At 57.6% G+C, this 19,011-nt stretch carries 21 protein-coding genes; 11 read left to right on the top strand and 10 right to left on the bottom strand.

Annotated features, from left to right (window positions below; all coding sequences use genetic code 11):
* Nucleotides 1-2: 2 nt before the first annotated feature.
* Nucleotides 3-1,412: a UDP-N-acetylmuramate:L-alanyl-gamma-D-glutamyl-meso-diaminopimelate ligase gene (gene mpl, locus VGE55_RS04365; RefSeq protein WP_331130487.1), complete on the bottom strand. Its 1,410-nt coding sequence runs from the start codon at nt 1,410-1,412 to the stop codon at nt 3-5.
* 62 nt (nt 1,413-1,474) lie between these two features.
* Here mpl and VGE55_RS04360 point away from each other — a divergent pair, with 62 nt between their 5' ends.
* The 9 genes from VGE55_RS04360 (at nt 1,475) to VGE55_RS04315 (ending at nt 9,046) form a co-directional block, all read left to right on the top strand.
* Entirely contained in the window at nt 1,475-2,077 is a 603-nt protein-coding gene (locus VGE55_RS04360; protein WP_331130486.1) for a hypothetical protein, read from the top strand.
* Nucleotides 2,074-2,586, top strand: coding sequence for a TlpA disulfide reductase family protein (locus VGE55_RS04355; RefSeq protein ID WP_331130485.1), 513 nt, complete (start codon nt 2,074-2,076; stop codon nt 2,584-2,586). The genes VGE55_RS04360 and VGE55_RS04355 overlap by 4 nt, the downstream gene beginning before the upstream one ends.
* A gap of 219 nt (nt 2,587-2,805) precedes the next feature.
* Nucleotides 2,806-3,261, top strand: coding sequence for an acetyl-CoA carboxylase biotin carboxyl carrier protein (gene accB / locus VGE55_RS04350; RefSeq protein WP_331130484.1), 456 nt, complete (start codon nt 2,806-2,808; stop codon nt 3,259-3,261).
* 17 nt (nt 3,262-3,278) lie between these two features.
* A complete protein-coding gene (gene accC, locus VGE55_RS04345) occupies nt 3,279-4,631 on the top strand; it encodes an acetyl-CoA carboxylase biotin carboxylase subunit (RefSeq protein WP_331130483.1) in 1,353 nt (450 codons plus the stop codon).
* A gap of 1 nt (nt 4,632) precedes the next feature.
* Nucleotides 4,633-5,559 carry a 50S ribosomal protein L11 methyltransferase gene (gene prmA, locus VGE55_RS04340; protein WP_331130482.1) on the top strand — a complete coding sequence of 309 codons (927 nt, stop codon included), beginning with the start codon at nt 4,633-4,635 and terminating at the stop codon, nt 5,557-5,559.
* 15 nt (nt 5,560-5,574) lie between these two features.
* A complete protein-coding gene (locus VGE55_RS04330; RefSeq protein WP_414674955.1) occupies nt 5,575-6,342 on the top strand; it encodes a DUF3426 domain-containing protein in 768 nt (255 codons plus the stop codon).
* Nucleotides 6,343-6,366: 24 nt separating this feature from the next.
* The gene (locus VGE55_RS04325) at nt 6,367-7,308 is read left to right on the top strand and encodes a carbohydrate kinase family protein (protein WP_331130481.1); all 942 of its coding nucleotides are present in this window, start codon (nt 6,367-6,369) and stop codon (nt 7,306-7,308) included.
* Between the two features lie 23 nt (nt 7,309-7,331).
* A complete protein-coding gene (locus VGE55_RS04320; protein ID WP_331130480.1) occupies nt 7,332-7,808 on the top strand; it encodes a glycine zipper 2TM domain-containing protein in 477 nt (158 codons plus the stop codon).
* A gap of 140 nt (nt 7,809-7,948) precedes the next feature.
* Nucleotides 7,949-9,046, top strand: a complete 1,098-nt coding sequence (locus VGE55_RS04315; protein ID WP_331130479.1) for a hypothetical protein — start codon at nt 7,949-7,951, stop codon at nt 9,044-9,046.
* Here VGE55_RS04315 and VGE55_RS04310 read toward each other — a convergent pair.
* Genes VGE55_RS04310 through VGE55_RS04295 form a run of 4 tightly spaced genes read right to left on the bottom strand, consistent with a single transcriptional unit; the run spans nt 9,043 to nt 12,784 of the window.
* On the bottom strand, nt 9,043-9,612 hold the full coding sequence (locus VGE55_RS04310) for a YggT family protein (protein ID WP_256764803.1): 570 nt from the start codon (nt 9,610-9,612) through the stop codon (nt 9,043-9,045). The genes VGE55_RS04315 and VGE55_RS04310 overlap by 4 nt on opposite strands.
* A 17-nt stretch (nt 9,613-9,629) precedes the next feature.
* On the bottom strand, nt 9,630-10,499 hold the full coding sequence (locus VGE55_RS04305) for a hypothetical protein (protein WP_331130478.1): 870 nt from the start codon (nt 10,497-10,499) through the stop codon (nt 9,630-9,632).
* The gene (locus VGE55_RS04300) at nt 10,454-11,284 is read right to left on the bottom strand and encodes a phosphatase PAP2 family protein (protein ID WP_331130477.1); all 831 of its coding nucleotides are present in this window, start codon (nt 11,282-11,284) and stop codon (nt 10,454-10,456) included. Before VGE55_RS04300 ends, VGE55_RS04305 begins: the two co-directional genes overlap by 46 nt.
* 42 nt (nt 11,285-11,326) lie before the next feature.
* On the bottom strand, nt 11,327-12,784 hold the full coding sequence (locus VGE55_RS04295) for an NAD(P)/FAD-dependent oxidoreductase (protein ID WP_331130476.1): 1,458 nt from the start codon (nt 12,782-12,784) through the stop codon (nt 11,327-11,329).
* A gap of 204 nt (nt 12,785-12,988) precedes the next feature.
* Here VGE55_RS04295 and VGE55_RS04290 point away from each other — a divergent pair, with 204 nt between their 5' ends.
* Nucleotides 12,989-13,444 carry a GlcG/HbpS family heme-binding protein gene (locus VGE55_RS04290; RefSeq protein WP_256764807.1) on the top strand — a complete coding sequence of 152 codons (456 nt, stop codon included), beginning with the start codon at nt 12,989-12,991 and terminating at the stop codon, nt 13,442-13,444.
* A 27-nt stretch (nt 13,445-13,471) separates the two neighbouring features.
* Nucleotides 13,472-13,723: a DUF1653 domain-containing protein gene (locus tag VGE55_RS04285; RefSeq protein WP_331130475.1), complete on the top strand. Its 252-nt coding sequence runs from the start codon at nt 13,472-13,474 to the stop codon at nt 13,721-13,723.
* Here the strand turns inward: VGE55_RS04285 and VGE55_RS04280 are convergent.
* The 5 genes from VGE55_RS04280 to VGE55_RS04260 form a co-directional block, all read right to left on the bottom strand.
* A complete protein-coding gene (locus tag VGE55_RS04280; protein ID WP_331130474.1) occupies nt 13,690-15,615 on the bottom strand; it encodes a B12-binding domain-containing radical SAM protein in 1,926 nt (641 codons plus the stop codon). The genes VGE55_RS04285 and VGE55_RS04280 overlap by 34 nt on opposite strands.
* A gap of 32 nt (nt 15,616-15,647) precedes the next feature.
* Nucleotides 15,648-16,430, bottom strand: a complete 783-nt coding sequence (locus VGE55_RS04275; RefSeq protein WP_331130473.1) for an SDR family oxidoreductase — start codon at nt 16,428-16,430, stop codon at nt 15,648-15,650.
* Nucleotides 16,431-16,539: 109 nt separating this feature from the next.
* On the bottom strand, nt 16,540-16,869 hold the full coding sequence (locus tag VGE55_RS04270) for a metalloregulator ArsR/SmtB family transcription factor (RefSeq protein ID WP_331130472.1): 330 nt from the start codon (nt 16,867-16,869) through the stop codon (nt 16,540-16,542).
* A 72-nt stretch (nt 16,870-16,941) separates the two neighbouring features.
* The gene (locus VGE55_RS04265) at nt 16,942-18,195 is read right to left on the bottom strand and encodes a cation:proton antiporter (protein WP_331130471.1); all 1,254 of its coding nucleotides are present in this window, start codon (nt 18,193-18,195) and stop codon (nt 16,942-16,944) included.
* Between the two features lie 42 nt (nt 18,196-18,237).
* Nucleotides 18,238-19,011: a hypothetical protein gene (locus VGE55_RS04260; protein ID WP_331130470.1), complete on the bottom strand. Its 774-nt coding sequence runs from the start codon at nt 19,009-19,011 to the stop codon at nt 18,238-18,240.

The following is a 19,011-nucleotide window of genomic DNA, read 5'->3' as shown; positions in this document are numbered from 1 at the left end:
GGTCAGGCAACCTGCTGGCGTTGGGCCAAGGCATCCAGCAAGCGCTGGTGTATGCCGCCAAATGCGCCGTTGCTCATGGCCACCACCCAGTCACCCGCACGTGCATCCGCCACCACCCGGCCTATCACCTCGTCCAGGTTGGCACTGGCAAACAAACGTTCGCCCAGTGGGCTCAGCGTGTCGTTCACATTCCAGGTAATGCCTGCGGTGTAGCACAACACGGCATCGGCCATGTTGAACGAGGCTGGCAAGGCCTGCGCCAGCGTGCCCATTTTCATGGTGTTGGAGCGCGGTTCAAACAAGGCAATCAAACGGCCGGGCTGGCGGTTTTCGCGCGCAGCCTGTTCATTCATCAAAGCGCGGGCACCCGCCAGCGTGGTGTCTATGGCTGTGGGGTGATGGGCAAAATCATCGTACACCCGCACACCATCGGCCTCACCCCGCAATTCCATGCGGCGCTTCACACCCGGGAAGTTGGACAACGCATCGCATGCTGTGGCCACTGGCACACCCAGCGCTTGGGCCGCAGCCATCACAGCCAGAGCGTTGTTGATGTTGTGCACACCCGACCAAGCCCAATCCACAGTACCTGCCACAGCGCCTTGGTGCAGCACCTCAAAGCGGGAAGCGCCCAGCGGCCGTGCCTGCCAGGCCACATCGTTGCCCAGCGCCCCTTGCCCCTGCACACCAAAATGGTCCACTGGCGTCCAGCAGCCGCGCCTCAACACCCGCTGCAGGCTGTCTGTATTGGCTGGACAAACAATGCGCCCTTCACTGGGCACGGTGCGTACCAAGTGGTGAAATTGGGTCTCAATGGCCGCCAAATCGGGGAAGATGTCGGCGTGATCGTATTCGAGGTTGTTGAGCACGGCCACACGGGGCCGGTAATGCACAAACTTGGACCGCTTGTCGAAAAAGGCCGTGTCGTATTCATCGGCCTCAATCACAAAGGTGGGCCCTTCGCCCAACCGCGCTGACACATCAAAACCACCGGGCACACCGCCAATCAGGAAGCCGGGTTTTTGGCCGGCCCAGTCCAGCACCCAGGCCAACATCGACGCCGTGGTGGTTTTGCCATGGGTACCGGCCACCGCCAGCACCGTGCGCCCCCGCAAAATGTGTTCGCCCACCCACTGGGGGCCACTGGTGTAGGGCAAGCCCTGGTTCAAGATGGCTTCCATCAAGGGGTTGCCTCGCGACACCACATTGCCCACCACCCACAAGTCGGGCTGTATGGCCAACTGTTCCACCCCAAAACCCTCGGTCAGCGCAATGCCTGCCTGGGTGAGCTGCGTGCTCATGGGCGGATAAACATTGGCATCGCAGCCCGTCACGGTGTGCCCCAGCGCCTTGGCCAGCTGGGCCACGCCACCCATGAAGGTGCCGCAAATTCCGAGGATATGGATGTGCATTCTTTCGTCCTGTCAGAGCAAGTGCATATTGTAGTGCCTCCGAATTTGGATACACTCTGGCGATGGACGAATTCACCCCCCCGGAAGACGATCTGCGCCGTGAAATTGCCATGGCAGCGGCCCGATTGATTGCTGAAGATGGTTTGGACTACGGTTCGGCCTGCAATCAGGCGGTTCGCAGTGTGGCCGGCCGTGAGCGCCTTCCACGCGACCGCATTCCAACCCATGCCGAAATTCAGGATGAAGTGCGGGCCTATCAAGCCCTGTTTTTGGCCGACACACAGCCCCGCGAGCTGCGTGAACTGCGCGAAATCACCCTGCAATTGATGCAAAAACTGGCCCATTTTGAGCCGATTGTGTACGGCGCACAGGTCAACGGCACTGGCAGCGCCCATTCCGACATCCACCTGCTGGTGTTTGCAGACGATGAAAAGGAAGTGGACTACTGGCTGCTCAATCAAAACGTGGCGTTTGATGCCTGCGAGGATGCCTTGTTGGCTGGCAAGGCTTTTCCAGCGGTGGCATTCCAGTGGAAACACCGGTGGGTGCAACTGGGTGTGGCCAACCCTGCGCAGCGGCGTGGGTTGTTGAACCGAAACCATGGCGATGGGTCTATGTTCCAAACAGACATTCCGGGCTTGACCCGCTTACTCGAGGCATCATGAACAAGAAGTGGATTCCTGCATTGACCGGCGTTGCAGCCTTGGCCATTGGTTTTTTCGCATCCGTGCAACTGGGCCTGTCCCCTGTCAGCACTCAAACTGCTTACCCGCTGGCCGGTCAAACCTTTGAAACCCCTCAAGGCACAGCCTTGGACATGGCAGCACTGAAAGGAAAAACCGTGGTGGTGAACTTCTGGGCCACCTGGTGCCCCCCCTGTGTGGAAGAAATGCCAGAACTCAACGCCCTGTACCCAGAACTGAAGGCCAAGAACATTGAATTGATCGGTATTGCCATTGATTCACCCTCGAACGTGAAGCAATTTCTGGAAAAAACACCGGTAGACTACACCGTGGTACTGGGTGGCCTAACTGGAACAGAGCTCGCCAAAAAACTCGGCAATACCCAGGGCGGGTTGCCCTATACCGTCGTTTTGAACGCAGATGGTGAAAAAATCCTCACCAAAGCCGGCAGAATCCATGCCGATGAAATCAAGGCCGCACTCACCCGGTAAATTGTTGTATGCTCACGCAAGTTCGAAATTGCTGCATGTGCACCATGAAAACGCGCATTGTACTTTCGGCAGTACCAACTAGAAATAGATCGCAATTGGGCGCACACTGAGCGAACTTAATACAACATTAAGCGCAAATGGGCAGCACCAAGCGACACACCTCGATGGCCCGTCCCAAGAGTCGGGCCCAAACGATCAACCTCCTCGATGGAGTCGTAGATGGACCTCAGAAAGCTTAAAACCCTCATTGACCTGGTGGCTGAATCCGACATTTCCGAACTGGAAGTGACGGAAGGCGAAGGCAAAGTGAGAATTGTGAAAAGCCAGCCCGTGCAATACGCCATGGCTGCCCCAACCATGATGGCACCCGCAGCCCAACCGGCGGTTGCAGCTGCTGCACCGGCGGTGGCCAGTGCACCGGCCGCTCCGGCCATTGAAAGCGGCCACAAGGTGACATCACCCATGGTGGGCACCTTGTACCGCGCCCCCAGCCCCGGCGCCTCCAACTTTGTTGAAATTGGCAGCACCGTTAAGGAAGGCCAAACACTCTGCATCATTGAAGCCATGAAATTGCTCAATGAAATCGAAAGCGACAAAGCCGGCGTGGTGAAGGCCATTCTGGTGGACAACGGCCAACCTGTTGAATTCGGTCAAGCGCTGTTCATCATCGAGTAGGTCGGAGGACGATCACCATGTTTGGAAAAATCCTGATCGCCAACCGGGGCGAGATTGCCTTGCGCATATTGCGAGCGTGCCGAGAGCTGGGCATCAAAACCGTTGCAGTGCACTCCACGGCCGACATTGACGCCAAATACGTCAAATTGGCCGATGAATCGGTGTGCATTGGCCCGCCCTCCTCCAAAGAGAGCTACCTCAATATTCCGGCCATCATCAGTGCGGCCGAAGTGACCGACTCGGAAGCCATCCACCCCGGTTATGGCTTCCTGTCCGAGAATGCCAACTTTGCAGACCGGGTTGAAAAAAGCGGCTTCGTGTTCATTGGCCCCCGTGCCGAGTCCATCTTGCTGATGGGCGACAAGGTGTCCGCCAAACGCGCCATGATTGCAGCGGGCGTGCCTTGCGTACCGGGCTCCGAGGGCGAGTTGCCCGACGATCCCCGCGAGATCGTGAAAATTGCCCGCCAAATTGGCTACCCAGTCATCATCAAAGCCGCCGGCGGCGGCGGCGGCCGTGGCATGCGGGTGGTGCACACCGAAGCAGCACTGCTCAACGCCGTCACCATGACCAAAACAGAAGCCGGCCAGGCGTTTAACAACCCGGCCGTGTACATGGAAAAGTTTTTGGAAAACCCACGGCACATTGAAATCCAGGTGCTGGCCGATGAGCACAAAAACGCAGTGTGGCTGGGTGAGCGGGACTGTTCCATGCAGCGCCGCCACCAAAAGGTGATTGAAGAAGCGCCTGCACCGAACATTCCACGCCGGTTGATTGAGCGCATTGGCGAGCGCTGTGCCGAGGCTTGCCGGAAAATTGCCTACCGGGGCGCCGGCACTTTTGAATTTTTGTACGAAAATGGCGAGTTCTACTTCATTGAAATGAACACCCGCGTGCAGGTTGAGCACCCGGTGACCGAACTCATCACGGGCGTGGACATCGTTCAGGAACAGATCCGCATTGCAGCCGGCCAAAAACTGCGCTTCCGCCAACGCGACATCGAATTCCGTGGACACGCCATTGAGTGCCGCGTGAATGCCGAAGACCCGTTCAAATTCACCCCCTCCCCAGGCCCCATCAAGGCTTGGCACGCACCGGGCGGCCCGGGCGTTCGGGTAGATTCGCACGTGTACTCCGGCTACAACGTGCCTCCACATTACGACTCCATGATCGCGAAAATCATCACCTTCGGTGAAGACCGCAAGCAGGCCATGGCCCGCATGCGCCAGGCACTGGCCGAAACCGTGGTGGACGGCATCAAAACCAACATCCCGCTGCACCGGGAACTGATGGACGATGCGCGCTTTATCGAGGGCGGCACCAGCATCCATTACCTTGAGCACAAGCTTGAGCATCGCGTTGTGAAATGACATGAACCTCGTCCAAGCCACCCTCACCCTGCCCTTCGATCTGGCCGACCAGGTGTCCGATGCCCTCATGGAACTGGGTGCATTGGCCGTCAGCCTGGAAGATGCCAACGCCAACAGCGAAGACGAACAACCGCTGTTTGGCGAGCCCGGCATGGAACCGGAGCAAGCCGCTTGGGGCACCAACCACGTGGTGGCCCTGTTTCGCAACCGGGCAGAAGGTGAGCAGGTGTTTGGCGAAATTCTGAGCCTGTACGCCGAAGATGCGGCCGATACCGCCTTCACCATGGCCGACATCGAGTTTTCCGAAGTGCCACAGGAAGACTGGGTTCGGCTCACGCAATCGCAATTCGACCCCATCGAAATCACCGAACGGCTGTGGATTGTGCCCTCGTGGCACACCCCGGAAAACACGGGCAACCGGGTCAACCTGGTGCTGGACCCCGGCTTGGCGTTTGGCACAGGTTCACACCCCACCACCGCCCTGTGCCTGCGCTGGCTCTGCCAACACACGCTCAACGGGCAGGCTGTGCTCGACTATGGTTGTGGGTCTGGCATTTTGGGTATTGCAGCACTCAAGCTGGGGGCATCCCAGGCCATCGGCGTGGACATTGATCCCCAAGCCGTGGAAAGCACGGCCTACAATGCCCAAAACAATGGTGTGAGCATGCCCTGTGGCCTGCCCGACTTTGAGCAAGCCAAGCGCACATTCCCGGTGGTGGTTGCCAATATTTTGAGCAATCCGCTGAAAGTGTTGGCCCCATCGCTGTGTGGGCATGTGCAGCCCGGCGGGCACCTCGTGCTGTCGGGCGTGTTGGCCCGCCAGGCCGACGAAGTGATTGCACACTACGCCCAGTGGATGCCCATGCAGGTGTGGGCCGAGCGCGACGGCTGGGTGTGCCTGCACGGCACGAAACCAAGCACCCACTGACGCCAGGCGCACTCCATGAGCCTGGCCACGCGCTGCCCCCACTGCAACACCCTGTTCAAGGTCACGTCAGGGCAACTGCAAATTCACCAGGGGCAGGTGCGCTGTGGCCATTGCCAGCAGGTGTTTTCAGGCATTGACCACCTCACCGCGGCCGATGCCGATGCCTGGCAAACCACGCACATCAGCGTCCCCAGCGCGGTGCAAGCCACCCCAACAGCACCCGAGTTTTTGGGCGCGGCAGCCCGCCCCTCAGCTCGTAAAGTTCAACTGACGCGCCCGCAGCGCTGGGCCACAGGCCTGCTGCTTGCCCTGCTGCTGGTGCAAAGCCTGTGGTGGTGGCGCCAAAGCTGGATGCAACACCTGCCCGTGTTTCAGCAAACCAACCTGCCCGGCTGGGTGCTCAAGCTGGCTGCGGGCAAGCCCGGCAACGCTTTGGTGGTGGATGGCAGCGGCCTGACGGCACTCGACGAAAACACCCTTCGAGTGGACCTGACCTTGAACAACCAAGGCCGCCTGCCTGTACAGTGGCCCGTGTTGAAGGTCGAACTGCTGGACCCCCAAGGCCTGGTGCTGGTCAGCAAATTGATCCAACCCAGCGAATACCAGCTTCGGGATGCAGCAAAGACAGCAGCTGCGGAATCGCCCAGCGCAGCCCTTGCAGCGCCCATCCGGGTCCATCAAACCGTGGAAGTGCTGGCATACTTGAACACCCGAACACTGAACGAGCAATTGCCTGAAAGCGCCACCACGGGGTTTCGGGTTGCATTGCTCGACCCCCACTGACCTTTTTACCGGCGACACCCCACCATGAGCAGTCCACGCGTTCTGATTTGCGGCTCCATCGCCTTTGACACTATCATGGTGTTTGAAGGCCGTTTTAAAGACCAGATTTTGCCTGACCAGGTTCACATCCTGAATGTGGCCTTTTTGGTGCCCACCCTGCGCAAGGACTGGGGCGGTTGCGCTGGCAACATCGCTTACAGCCTGAACATGCTGGGTGGCTCGGCCGTGCCCATGGCCACCGTGGGTCACGATGGTGCCGGGTATGTTGAACGCTTGAAAGGCCTGGGCATCGACACCAGCATGCTGCGCATGGTGAACGACGAGTTCACGGCACAAGCCTTCATCACCACCGACCTCGACGACAATCAGATCACTGCATTTCACCCCGGTGCCATGAGCCACTCCCACCTCAACACCGTGGCGCAAGCCGGCCCGATTGCCTTGGGCATCATCGCCCCAGACGGACGGGACGGGATGATTCAGCATGCTGAACAATTTGCCGCCGCTGGCATTCCGTTTGTGTTTGACCCGGGCCAAGGCTTGCCCATGTTTGGCAAACCGGAGTTGGAGCGTTTTCTGGAACTTGCCACCTACGCAGCGGTCAATGACTATGAGGCCAAAATGTTGTGCGACAAAACCGGCCTCAGCCTGGAGCAGATTGCGACCCGGCTGAAAGCCCTGGTGGTCACGCGTGGTGCCGAAGGCAGCTGGATATTTACAGAGGGTCAACGCCTGGACATCCCATGCGTTAAAGCTGAAACAATTGCCGACCCCACTGGCTGTGGCGATGCTTACCGGGGTGGTTTGCTGTATGGCTTGTCGCAGGGCATGCCCATCCGCAAGGCCGCCCAGTTGGCCAGCTTGATGGGGTCGTTGAAGATTGCGCACAAGGGTGGCCAAAATTACCGCCTGACCCGCGAAGACATTGCAGCGCATTACGCCACCGCGTTTGGCGAGCAACTTTGATTATTTGAAAGGAACCGTTCACCATGTCCAACCGCTTGAATTCACGCATCAAAACCACCGCAATCGTCGCCTTCATTGCCCTGACTGGCCTGGCGGGCTGTGCCACTCAAAGCACTTCTGGGCAGGTGTACCGCGAGGGCGAGGCACGCCGCGCGCAAATCATTGAGCAGGGCGTGGTTGAAAGCGTCCGCAATGTGACCATTCAAGGCGACACCAACAACGTGGGCACCTTGGCCGGTGGCGTGCTGGGCGGCATGGCTGGCAGCAACATTGGCGGCGGCAGTGGCCGTGCAGCGGGCGCCATTTTGGGTGCTGTGGCCGGTGGCATTGCAGGCCAGGCTGCCGAGCGCAACCTGTCCAACCGCCCAGGGCTTGAAATCACCGTGAAAATGGACAACGGCACACTGCGCGCCTATGTTCAAGATGCGGACGAGCAGTTCCGCCCTGGCGAACGTGTTCGGATTGTCAGCAACGGCGGTGTGTCGCGCGTTAGTCACTAAGCGAGTCCACAAGCAAGCTACTCAAAACTACATCACCCCACAATCCGTTCTGCGGATTGAACCAGGCCCGTCCTCTAGATATATTCAGAGGGCGGGTTTTTTATTGGGCATTTCAGATTGGCGTTTTAAAAGGACGGGTCGTGAACACATACATCAGCAGTTCAGCCAAAAATCATCAGCGAATTTTATGGGTGGTTAGCGCGTTTTTCTATTTCACCCTGGTGAGCTTTGGCTCCACCCTGATGCAAGACCTGCCCACGGCCTACCAGCAGAGCCAAACTCCGTATGCCGCGTCCAGTGAACAAGACCGCGCCCGCCTGAAAGAACTGCAAGGCGTGCAGGAAAAACTGGACAGCCAAACGGCCCCCATCAACACCCACCTCAAGGAACTGCAATCGCAACGGGATGCCCAAAACAGCGTCTATCAAAACCTGAAAGCGCAACAGCGGTCCCTGCTTGAAAGCCGCACCGCCAGTCAGGATGCGCAGTACAACGACAGCATCAAAACCTTGAACGCAGAGGTGGCGCAAGCACTGAAAGACCTTCAAGGCCTGGACGAACAAATTGCCAAAGACAAGAAGTCACTGTCGGATTTGCGGGAAGGCGCAGCAGTTCAAATACAAGCGCTCAATACCCTGAAGGGCACCATGGACGAGGCAGAGGCCAAAGCCAAACAAGCCTTTGACTTGAGGGTGTTTTTTATTCGCCTCGCACTGATTGTGCCCTTGGTGCTGGCTGCCGCCTACGTGCTAAAAAAGCACCGCAAAGGCACCTACTGGCCCTTTGTGTATGGCTTTGCCGCCGCGGCCTTCACCTTCTTTTTTGTGGAGCTAACGCCCTACATTCCAGACTTTGGTTTTGGAAAATACGTGTACAGCCTGTGCGCCATCGGCCTGACGGTGTTTGCCGGGGTGAAAACCATACAGGCATTGAATGACTACCTGGCCCGGCAAAGGGAACTGGAAAAAACCAGCAGCCAGGCCCGCAAGGCGATGTTGTCAAAAGACACCCAGTACGACGCGTCGATGAAAAAACTGAAAGCCGGTACTTGCCCCAGTTGCGAGAAACCGATTGCGGACTTTATCAAAGAGCACGAAGGCAAACCCCTGCACTGCCCACACTGTGGGTTTGGCATTAAAACCCGGTGCGCCAGTTGTGGTGAAGTCAAAAACTCGCTGACCAAGTTTTGCGCCCACTGTGGCAGTGCAGAGTCGGGTTTGGCGGACGATGCCGCTTAAAACCCGGGCATGACCCGCTGCAGCACCATCATCACGATTTGCAGGATGAGGAAGAACACCAGCGGCGACAAGTCGACGTTGCCGATGGATGGCAACACCCGCCGCAGCGGCTCCAGAAAGGGCCGCGACAACTCGTTGAGAATGGCGGCCATGGGCGAAAACGGGTTGACCCAGCTCAGCACCACCTGCACCAGCACAATGCCCATCAACAGGTATGCAATGTTGCGAATAACCCAGAAAATGGCCAAGGGGATTGAAAAGGTGACCAACGCTGCCACGCCTGGACTGCTTCGGGACAAGGCAACCGACAGCCCCACCAGCACCATGTGCAACACAAACGAGACCAGGAATGCCCCCAACACCGAGGCCCAGTCCACACCACCATAACCTGGCACGCCTTTGCGCAAGGGCTTCACCAGCCAATCGGTCATGGAGAAAATAAACGGCGACAAGGGGTTGTTGGGGTGAATTCTCACCCATTGCATCAAGGCCCGCAGCAGCAAGCAAAACACGACAAGGCTGGCGGCTGTCTCAAGCACCAGGCGCAAAATATCAATCAGCAGCATATGCCCCCGTAAAACTGTTAGGGCCGTGAACCCGTGGGGAACGGCCAGGTGGTGGTTGCACCTTTCAGTTTACGTGGTTTTGCAGCGCCCGAACGCCGGCGACGTGCAGGCTTGACCGGGGTCAACAGGGCCAAGGGGGTTACCTCGCCGGGTGACAGGGCAGTTTTGGACGGTTTGCGAGACGAGCTTGCAGATTTGATCGGAGTGGTCACAGGACTGCTTTCTTGAACAGGCTGGGCCTTTGCTGCTTCCACAACCACGGGTGCTTGAATCACCGGGGCAGGCGCTTGAACAGGCTTGGCCACAGGGGGTTGAGTGGGTTTCTGCGCAACCTTGGGCGAGGGCTTGGCCACAGGCTTGGTTGGCACAACTGAATCCGCTATTTTACCGGACTTTGCAGGACTTTTCACCTTTTTGTCGGGCACCGCCTTAAGGGTGGTCTTGACGGCTTTCACCACCGGCACGGCTTTTTTAACAGCCGAAGACTTCACGTCGCTTGCTTTGGATTTCGCAGAATTTTTTGCGGTGCTCACCGCTTTTTTCACAGCGGCCTTCACCTTGGACACCACCGTGCTGGCGGTCTTCTTGGCGGTCGCTTTTGGGGCTGGCTTCGCGGTGGCTTTCACAGCGGGCTTGCTTGCCGACTTGGCCGAGGGTTTGGCCGGGCTTTTTTTGGTGGCCACCACCGGGGCCGCTTTCTTGGGCGCCGGCTTTTTTGCCTCGGTCTTCTTTGCCACTGGCTTAGCTGCAGGCTTGGCTGCGGCAGGCTTGGTGGCTGGTTTCGCAGCAGGTTTCGCTGCCGGTTTCACTGCCCCCTTCACGGTGGACTTGGCCGCGGGCTTCACGGCAGGCTTGGATGATCCTTTGGCTCGCTGAGTGGCTGGCATGCAAACTCTCCCATCTTGTTCTTAGAATTGCTCTGAGAAGAGTAGCAGTAAGGTCTTGAATACACAACAAATAGCCGAATGTAAAGCGCCGACACCAACAGGGAAATGAGCCAACAAAGCCACAGTGTTGCCAACACATGGCTCAAGAAATGAGCCCCGCGCACCAGTTGCACCAGACCAACAACCAGGCTGAGCGACAACACAGCCACCGACAAGGCCCGCTGGTGGCGCCCTGCAGGCCATGCCAAGGCGCGCCGAATGCGTGGTAGAAAAAACACCCCCAACCACATGAGGCCCACGCTGGCATGCCCGCTGGGAAAGCATTTGCCAGATCCAGCCTGTGACAAGTCAACGGAGGAGGCATCGTAAAACAAGGGCAACCAGGTGCTTTGGCCACCGTAGGCTTGCAGGTCCCAGGGGCAACTGTGCATCGACTTGGTCTTGAGCAGACTGACCACAGCCGCCGACACCATGCTGCTGATCAGCACAAACAACGCCTGGTGCGACCAACCAGCCTTCCGCACAAAACGCTGAACCAACACCCACGCCAGCAAACCAAACCACAGCACGGTGCTGAAGTGCTTCAGGCGGTTGTGGAGCAGTTGCTCGGCCCACCACTGGTGCTGTAACGGAAACGCATGCTGCGAACTGGAGTAAAACCAGTCAGCCACGGTGAAATCCAAGTGGGTAAAGCGGTTGATGTACACAATCAACGCACCCAGCAGCAGCAACAACACGGCTTGAACCCCCAGGCCTTCCTGCTCGACACCCCTGTATTGCTGCACGCTTTGTCCCTCTCAAGTTGGGCAAAGCGTAAGCAATCGGAATTAAGCAAACATTAAGCCGTCTTCATCCACCGGGTCTTTCAGCAATACTTTCTGGTCGTGGTAGTAGTCCTGCTTGTTGCGCCAGGGGTGCGTGGCGCCTTGCCGGGGCAACTGGTCAGCCACCCGTTTCAAATAGTTTGAACTCAAACCACCCAGCACCGTCAGCTCATTGACCACAGGCACATCGCCTGCATGCGGCGTGGCCACGGTCAGGCCGTGCTTGTCCATGTGCTTGAGCAGGCGGCACACAAACCCGGCGGCCAGGTCCGACTTCAAGGTCCAGCTGGCGTGGGTATAGCCCAGCACCACCGCAGCATTCGGTACGTCTTGCAGCAGCACACTTTTGTAGAACATCTTCTGGCCCAGGTTCACCGGCACGCCGTCTTTCATCAACGCCATGCCGCCCACCATCTGCACGTTCAAACCGGTGGCCGTCACAATCAGGTCGGCCTCCAGCAGTTCTCCCGACTTCAAGCGAATGCCTTCCGGCTCAAAGCGTTCAATCTGGTCGGTGACCACATCAGCCTTGCCGCCCCGCAGGGCCTTGAAAAAGTCGCCATCGGGCACCAGGCACAGGCGCTGGTCCCAGGGCATGTAGCTGGGGCTGAAGTGCTTGATGTCCACATTCGAGCCTTTCAACTGGCGGGCCACCATCTTCAAAATAAACTTGCGCATGGCCGCTGGCCGACTTTTACAGGCCTTGAACATGACGTGCGCCAAGCCAATGGTGCGTGTGCGGTTCAGTTTGTAGGCCAGGTTGGCAGGCAGGGTTTTTTGCAGCACCTGCGTGATGGCATCCACCGATGGCAGCGAGAAAATATAGGTGGGCGAACGCTGCAGCATGGTCACGCGCGCGGCTTTGTCCACCATGCTGGGCACCAGGGTCACGGCTGTGGCACCACTGCCAATCACCACCACCCGTTTGCCGGTGTAGTCCAGGCCCTCGGGCCAGTGCTGGGGGTGCACAATTTGACCCTTGAAGGTGTCTTCACCCGGGAAGTCGGGCTTGTAGCCTTTGTCGTAGTTGTAGTAGCCGGCACAGCACCAAAAGAATTTTGCGCGGTAAGTTTCCTCTTCGCCCGTGGCATCGTTGACCACTTTCACAATCCAGCGCTTGGCGCGCGAATTCCAGTCTGCACTCACCACCTTGCGCTGAAAGCGAATGTGGTCAAACACCTTGTTTTCGGTGGCCGCCTCGTGAACATAGTCCCGGATGTCGGCCCCTTGGGAAAAGAAGTGCGCATTGCGCCAAGGCTTGAACTTGAAACCAAAGGAAAACATGTCCGAGTCGGACCGCACACCGGGGTAACGGAACAAGTCCCAGGTGCCGCCAATGTTGGTGCGGCGTTCCAGAATCGTGAAACGGCGCTTGGGGCATTCCTTTTGCAGGTGGCAGGCGGCGCTGATGCCCGACAGGCCAGCGCCCACAATCAGGATGTCTTCTTCAAAGTGGTTCATGTGTCTCGCAATGTATAGGAATATTTGTGGACCCTAGATTGCTGAAATTTGACAGCGAAGGGAAGTCCTACAAGCCCTCTTCCGCTGCTTTGTCCGAAAAAATGAATCTGGACCAATCACTGCCCCTCGGGACTTCACCCATTGCCCTGCAGCGCTGCATTCGCCACACTGTCGGTCTTGAAAAACCTTTCTGGAGAACTGTTCATGGCTGAAATTGCCCGCCCCACCGTGCCCACCGTACTGCCCCCGGAATACGGCACACCGCTGACCGCCGCCCAAGCCGCACAAATGATGAAGGCCGCTGAGGACTGCGCCAATGCCGAAGGCTGGCCCATGGTGATTGCGATTGTGGACAGCACCGGCAGCCTGCTGATGCTGCACCGCCACGACAACGCCCAGCGCGCCAGTGTGGACATCGCCATCGCCAAAGCAACCTGCGCCGTGAACTTCCGCCGCGAAACCCGCGTGTTTGAAGAACTGGTGGCTGGTGGTGGTTTGGGCACACGCCTGTTGGCCATGCCCGGCATGACCCCACTGGAGGGTGGACTTCCAGTGCTGCTCAATGGCAAAGTGGTGGGCGGGATCGGCGTATCCGGCATGCATTCCACACAGGATGCCTTTGTGGCCAAACATGGCTTGGCCGCCATCGGTGCGCTGTAAACATTAAAACGCGAACAGGAGACCACCATGAGCGCAGTGCCCGTTGCAGAGCACCATGTCAAACCCGGTGAACGTTACCGGCACTACAAGGGCGGTTTGTACGAAGTGATCTGCGAAGCCATTCTGGAATCAGACGGCAGCAAAATGGTGGTCTACCACCCGTTGGACAAAGGCGACAAGCACCAAGCCTGGTGCAGGCCCCTGTCGGTGTTCTTTGAAAAGGTGATGGTCAACAACCACCCGGTTCAGCGTTTCACCAAGGTGGACAGCGACTCCTGACCCGCCAGTGCCCGCGCGATGTAATCGCGCGGCACGGTGGGCTTGGGCACGGTCATGTCGAACCAGCTGCGAACATTCTGGTCCAGCCCCACGCCGTGCATGTAGTTGTACAGGGCCTTGTTCAGGCCCTTGCCCAGTGCGTCGTGGTCAACCCCGGTGGGGTCGACAAAGCCCACATCGTTTTTGGCAAATTTGCCCTCGGGCAGCGGCAACAAGGTCACCCCATAGGCTTCCGGGTTTTTGCCCACGGGCGAGTGCACCGTGCAGGCAAACCGGTGAAAAAACCCCGATTGAATACACCCTTCCGCAAACAACTGGCGCACATACTCCAGCGCGTCCACCGTGTCTTGAACGGTTTGTGTGGGAAAGCCATACATGAGGTAGGCATGCACCAGAACACCAGCCTCTGAAAACGCCTTGGTGACCCGCGCCACCTGCGCCACTGACACGCCCTTTTGCATCAGCTTCAGCAAACGGTCTGAGGCCACTTCCAAACCACCGCTGATGGCAATGCAACCGCTTTGCGCCATCAGTTGGCACAGCTCGGGCGTGAAGGATTTTTCAAACCGGATATTGCCCCACCAGGAGATGGACACCTGCCGTTCCAGCAGTTCATGCGCCAGCGCCTTGAGCGACTTGGGGGGTGCAGCCTCATCCACAAAATGAAAGCCGGTTTGCCCAGTTTCTTCCACAATGCGTTCAATGCGGTTCACCAACTCGGTGGCGGTGGCGGTTTCGTAGCGGCCAATGTAGTCCAGCGACACATCGCAAAAACTGCACTTTTTCCAGTAGCAGCCATGGGCCACCGTCAGCTTGTTCCAGCGGCCATCGCTCCACAGGCGGTGCATGGGGTTCAACATGTCCAGCAGGCTGAGGTAACTGTGAATGGGCAAACCGTCCCAAGTGGGTGTGCCCACCTGTTCAAACGGCACATCGGGTTCGGCCCAATTCACGTACTTCACCTCGCCAGCATCGGTTCGCACAAAGGTGCGCACCAGGCGCTGTGGGCCACGCTTGCCCTGCAAATGCTCAATCAGTGCCAGCAGCGGCCGCTCGCCTGCGTCCAGCGTGATGGTGTCCACATAGTTGAACACCCGGGGTTCGGCCAGCTCGCGCAGCTCGGTGTTGGGGTAGCCACCGCCCAGCGAAATGTGGGTGTTGGGAAACTCGGCCTTGATGGCCTGGCCAATGCGCAGTGCTGCATACATGGCACCGGGAAACGGCACCGACAACAGCACCAGGTTGGGTTGGTGTTCGTCACAGGCTTCTAGGGCCAGGCTCACCAGCACATCGTCCACCAAGGTGGTGTCGCCTTCCAGCGCCGCTTCCATGGGGTCAAAGCTGGCTTGGCCGCTGGCCAGGCTTTCGGCATAGCGCACAAACTCAAACCGTTCATCGATGGCGTCGCGAATCACATCGGACAAGTCGTTCAAGTACAGCGTGGCCAAATGGCGGGCACGGTCTTGTGCGCCCAGTGCCCCAAAGGCCCAAGCCAGTGAATCGCCCCCCTCGTCCACATAACTGTTGAGCGACTCAAAGCGCTCACCCTCCGGCAAATAGTTGCGGGTGTTGATGCGGTGGGCCAAGGTGGAGTCGCCACCCTGCAAAAACCGGATGGTGGGCCCAATGGTGGCGCGGTATTGGTCGAAGCGGCTCATGAAGGCGGCCACGCGCTCAGTCACTTCGGGTTGCGCTTCAATTTCGTCGGCAATCGCATCCAGCCCTTCCGGTGAAAACAGCCTCAGCACCAAGCCCAAGGCAATGTCGGCCTGCACGGCATGAATGCCCTGCGAGCGCAAAAAGCCGGTGAGGTAGGCTGTGGAGGGGTATGGGGTGTTGAGCTGCGTCATCGGCGGGATGAGCGACAACACCGTGAAGGTGGATGCTGACATGCCCGAATTATCGGGCATGCCTAGCCTGTGGGTCAAATCCGGGTGGGGCGGGTCAGGTAGGCCACCAAGGCAGTGACCACGCGCCGGGGCGTGAAGCGCACGCTTTGCGCCATCAACCAGTTCATGAAGCCCTGGATGAACACCCGCTTGCCGCCCATCATGGCGTGATAACCCTCAATGGCCACCTGCTCGGAAGTGGGCAAGCGTTTGTTCTTGACCATGGCCGAATGGTGCATGTCGGCCTTGTCCTGAAAGCCCGATGCGGTTGGGCCAGGGCACAGGGCAGTGACGGACACACCGTGCGGTGCCAACTCCTCGGCCAAGGCCTCGGAGAAGCTCAACACATACGCCTTGGTGGCGTAGTACACCGCCATGTATGGACCGGGCTGGAATGAAGCGGTGGAGGCCACATTCAGAATTTTGCCGCGGTTGGCCATGAGGTCGGGCAAAAAGCGTTTGGTGAGTATGGTGAGCGAGTCCATATTCAAGCGCATCATGGCCAACTCGTCTTCCAGGTTGGTGTCCTTGAACTCGCCAAACACACCCACACCGGCGTTGTTCACCAGGTAATTCAGGGTAATGCCTTTGGCGCGCACAGCCTCCACCAACTCGCTGGCTGCACCTTGGCGCGACAAGTCGCCGGGCACGGTTTCCACCTGCACACCATACTGGCTGCGCCACTGGGCGGCCAACTCATCCAGCTTGCCGGCGCTGCGCGCTGAAATCACCAGCGACACGCCCCCTTTGGCCAACTGTTCTGCAAAATGCAATCCAATACCGGACGAAGCGCCGGTCACCAATGCCCACTGTTTCATGGTGATTCTCCCATTGTAAAAATACCGATGCGTTTAAACACATCAACCTATTTAACCTTTAAAAACCCGGGTTCACTGAATATCCCCGGGCGCGGTTCCTTCACAAATGTCAGGAACAGGCCACTTCCGCCTGTTCAATCAATGTCTTCAACTGCCCAATGGGCTCATCCCACACCAAGGTGTAGTAGTTTTCGCGAGACTCTTTTTCAACAGCGATCAACCCGGCCTCCTTCAACACCTTCAAATGGTGCGACACCGTGGGCCGGGAAAAACTGACCCGCTCGCTGATTTCGCTCACATTCAAACGATCAAACTCGGCGAGCAACAACAAAATGGCTTGCCGGTTGACGTCACCCAAGGCGTGAAACAGCGGCGCACACCGGTCCAGCGACTTTTTGACGTCTTTCAAGGTCCAGTGCTGCTTGGCGGCTTTGCTCATGTATGTTGGTGCTCGAGGGTTTAAAACGCGTTGATGCGTTTAAACACATTAAAACAGAAATTGAATACCCTGTCAACGGTGCTGGCTTCGATACTGCTCCAGCAAGCCGCCTGAAAACACCTGCTTGAAAAAGATGGGGGTTAAAAATGTGGTCACAATGCCCATCAACACCAATGTTGAAAACATGGTAGGGCCGATAAACCCTTTTTGATAGGCAATGCCCGCCACCACCAGCTCCATCACGCCCCGACCATTCAACACACAACCCAGGCCAATGGCTTCACGGGAGCCCATGCCGACGATGGCCCCGCCCAGCCAGCCCGAGAGCATTTTGGTGAATACGGAAATAATAATCACGATCAGGGGGAAATCCCAATCGCTGAGCGAGAACCAATGAAACTCCAGGCCGAGGTAAGCAAAAAACACCGGTGCCAAAAAACCGTTGGTAATCGATCCCAAGGTGTTTTGCAAATCGGTGTAGCGGGACGCCAAAAAATGCCGCTTGTCCAAAAACAAGGCACCAAAAAAAGCACCAATCACAAAGTGAAAACCCAAGGCCTCGCTGATGGTGCCAAACACCAGCACAAACACCACCACAATGCCGAACAAAGCCTCGGGTCCAAAAATGCGAATGGCGGCCTCAGGGAATGTGGCCACACTGAAATTGCGTGCATCCAGCCATTCCAGCAGTTTGTTGAGTGCAAACACCACAGCGGCAAATGCCATCAGTTTCAGCGTGGCAATGCCCACCGTGTCCAAGGCGTCATTCACCGTGATTTTTTCGGGCAGGTTCAACACAATGCCCAACACAAACAGCGCAGCCACATCATTCACAATGGCTGTGGCCAGGGCGTACTTGGCAATCGGCGTGTGCAGCACACCCAGGCTTTCCATCAACTTCACAGCCACGGGCAATGCGGTAATCGAAATACACAAGCCCAAAAACACCATGCGCATCACGTCCAACTCGTAAGCCTGGGCAACCACAATACCGCCCGCAAACGGAATGGCAAAGCTGAGCGCAGCCAAGGCCAGGCCGCGGCCTTTCATGGCGCTCACGATGTCGGCCAGCCGCATTTCAAGCCCGGCACTCAAAATGATGAGAAACACTGCCAGCTCGGTAATGCCCGCCAAGGCCTTGTTGGGGCTGATGAGGCCCAGCACTGCCGGGCCCAGCAACACGCCCGCCAAAATCTCACCGATCAACTCTGGCTGGTTGTAACGGGCAAACAGGCGGCCGAATAACCGGGCGGCCACAATCAAGATCAATAGGCTGGACAGTAGTGACATGGCAGAGAATAAAAATGGGTCGGCTGAGTTTAGCACGACCCATTTCCACTGCGGACACCCCCGAGGAGGACCTGCTGGTCAAGAACCAATGCGAGATGTGGGCGAAAAAATCACCGGGCCCAAATCCTTGATGCCTGCATTGAAGTCATCCATGGCATTGCCAGGGTAAGTGCGGCCAATCGAAGCAGACAAGCGCGCATTGTTCAGCGCCCGGTTGGCTGCGTCAGCATCGGTCAACACCTTGATGAGTTCGTCGTCTGAAGTGCCGCTAACCAAGCGTCGAAATTGCTCACGGTCACCCTGCTCCAGCAGGCGGTAACCAGCCTCACCAAAGCGTTGTTTCAACAAGTCAGCCCGCTCATCAATGGCCGCTTTGTTTTGTTGAATGTTCAAGGCCTTGATTTTTTCCCAATTTGCTTTGGAAAAATCAAGCAGCCCCAGAATGTCTTCCAGTAATTTGGCTTGCGCATCATTCAGCGCAATGTTGCCATACGACGTCTTGATCGCTTTGTCTTTCGGCAAAAACTCAATGGCCTTTTCAATAATCATGGCCTTCAATTCATCGGCCTTGCCACCCAGCAAATTGAGAATCAAACTGCGGGTGTTGGTGAACATGTCGTCCACCTGCTGCTGCGACAAATACTTGGCGTCATCCCCATAAATTTGCTGAACCAAGGAATCCCGCTTATCCCGATCAGCCAGGGCCAGCGCGCTGTCCAGGTCCTTGATGTCTCCATCTTGAGTTTTCAACAAAAACGCATAGGCCACTTGGTCCATGCGGTCCACGGACACACAGCCCTGCAGCAATGCCACACTCAGCAATACGGGGGCAATCCAACGCATCATTTTCAT

This window comes from Limnobacter sp. (assembly GCF_036405155.1).
GTDB lineage: Bacteria > Pseudomonadota > Gammaproteobacteria > Burkholderiales > Burkholderiaceae_B > Limnobacter.
Note: the sequence above shows the minus strand (reverse complement) of the source record. Positions and strands in the feature narration are given on the sequence as shown.

Coding starts and splice junctions, on each gene's coding strand:
- mpl (WP_331130487.1), bottom strand. CDS start 1,412: ATGCACATCCATATCCTCGGAATTTGCGGCACCTTCATGGGTGGCGTG.
- VGE55_RS04360 (WP_331130486.1), top strand. CDS start 1,475: ATGGACGAATTCACCCCCCCGGAAGACGATCTGCGCCGTGAAATTGCC.
- VGE55_RS04355 (WP_331130485.1), top strand. CDS start 2,074: ATGAACAAGAAGTGGATTCCTGCATTGACCGGCGTTGCAGCCTTGGCC.
- accB (WP_331130484.1), top strand. CDS start 2,806: ATGGACCTCAGAAAGCTTAAAACCCTCATTGACCTGGTGGCTGAATCC.
- accC (WP_331130483.1), top strand. CDS start 3,279: ATGTTTGGAAAAATCCTGATCGCCAACCGGGGCGAGATTGCCTTGCGC.
- prmA (WP_331130482.1), top strand. CDS start 4,633: ATGAACCTCGTCCAAGCCACCCTCACCCTGCCCTTCGATCTGGCCGAC.
- VGE55_RS04330 (WP_414674955.1), top strand. CDS start 5,575: ATGAGCCTGGCCACGCGCTGCCCCCACTGCAACACCCTGTTCAAGGTC.
- VGE55_RS04325 (WP_331130481.1), top strand. CDS start 6,367: ATGAGCAGTCCACGCGTTCTGATTTGCGGCTCCATCGCCTTTGACACT.
- VGE55_RS04320 (WP_331130480.1), top strand. CDS start 7,332: ATGTCCAACCGCTTGAATTCACGCATCAAAACCACCGCAATCGTCGCC.
- VGE55_RS04310 (WP_256764803.1), bottom strand. CDS start 9,612: ATGCTGCTGATTGATATTTTGCGCCTGGTGCTTGAGACAGCCGCCAGC.
- VGE55_RS04305 (WP_331130478.1), bottom strand. CDS start 10,499: ATGCCAGCCACTCAGCGAGCCAAAGGATCATCCAAGCCTGCCGTGAAG.
- VGE55_RS04295 (WP_331130476.1), bottom strand. CDS start 12,784: ATGAACCACTTTGAAGAAGACATCCTGATTGTGGGCGCTGGCCTGTCG.
- VGE55_RS04290 (WP_256764807.1), top strand. CDS start 12,989: ATGGCTGAAATTGCCCGCCCCACCGTGCCCACCGTACTGCCCCCGGAA.
- VGE55_RS04285 (WP_331130475.1), top strand. CDS start 13,472: ATGAGCGCAGTGCCCGTTGCAGAGCACCATGTCAAACCCGGTGAACGT.
- VGE55_RS04280 (WP_331130474.1), bottom strand. CDS start 15,615: ATGTCAGCATCCACCTTCACGGTGTTGTCGCTCATCCCGCCGATGACG.
- VGE55_RS04275 (WP_331130473.1), bottom strand. CDS start 16,430: ATGAAACAGTGGGCATTGGTGACCGGCGCTTCGTCCGGTATTGGATTG.
- VGE55_RS04270 (WP_331130472.1), bottom strand. CDS start 16,869: ATGAGCAAAGCCGCCAAGCAGCACTGGACCTTGAAAGACGTCAAAAAG.
- VGE55_RS04260 (WP_331130470.1), bottom strand. CDS start 19,011: ATGAAAATGATGCGTTGGATTGCCCCCGTATTGCTGAGTGTGGCATTG.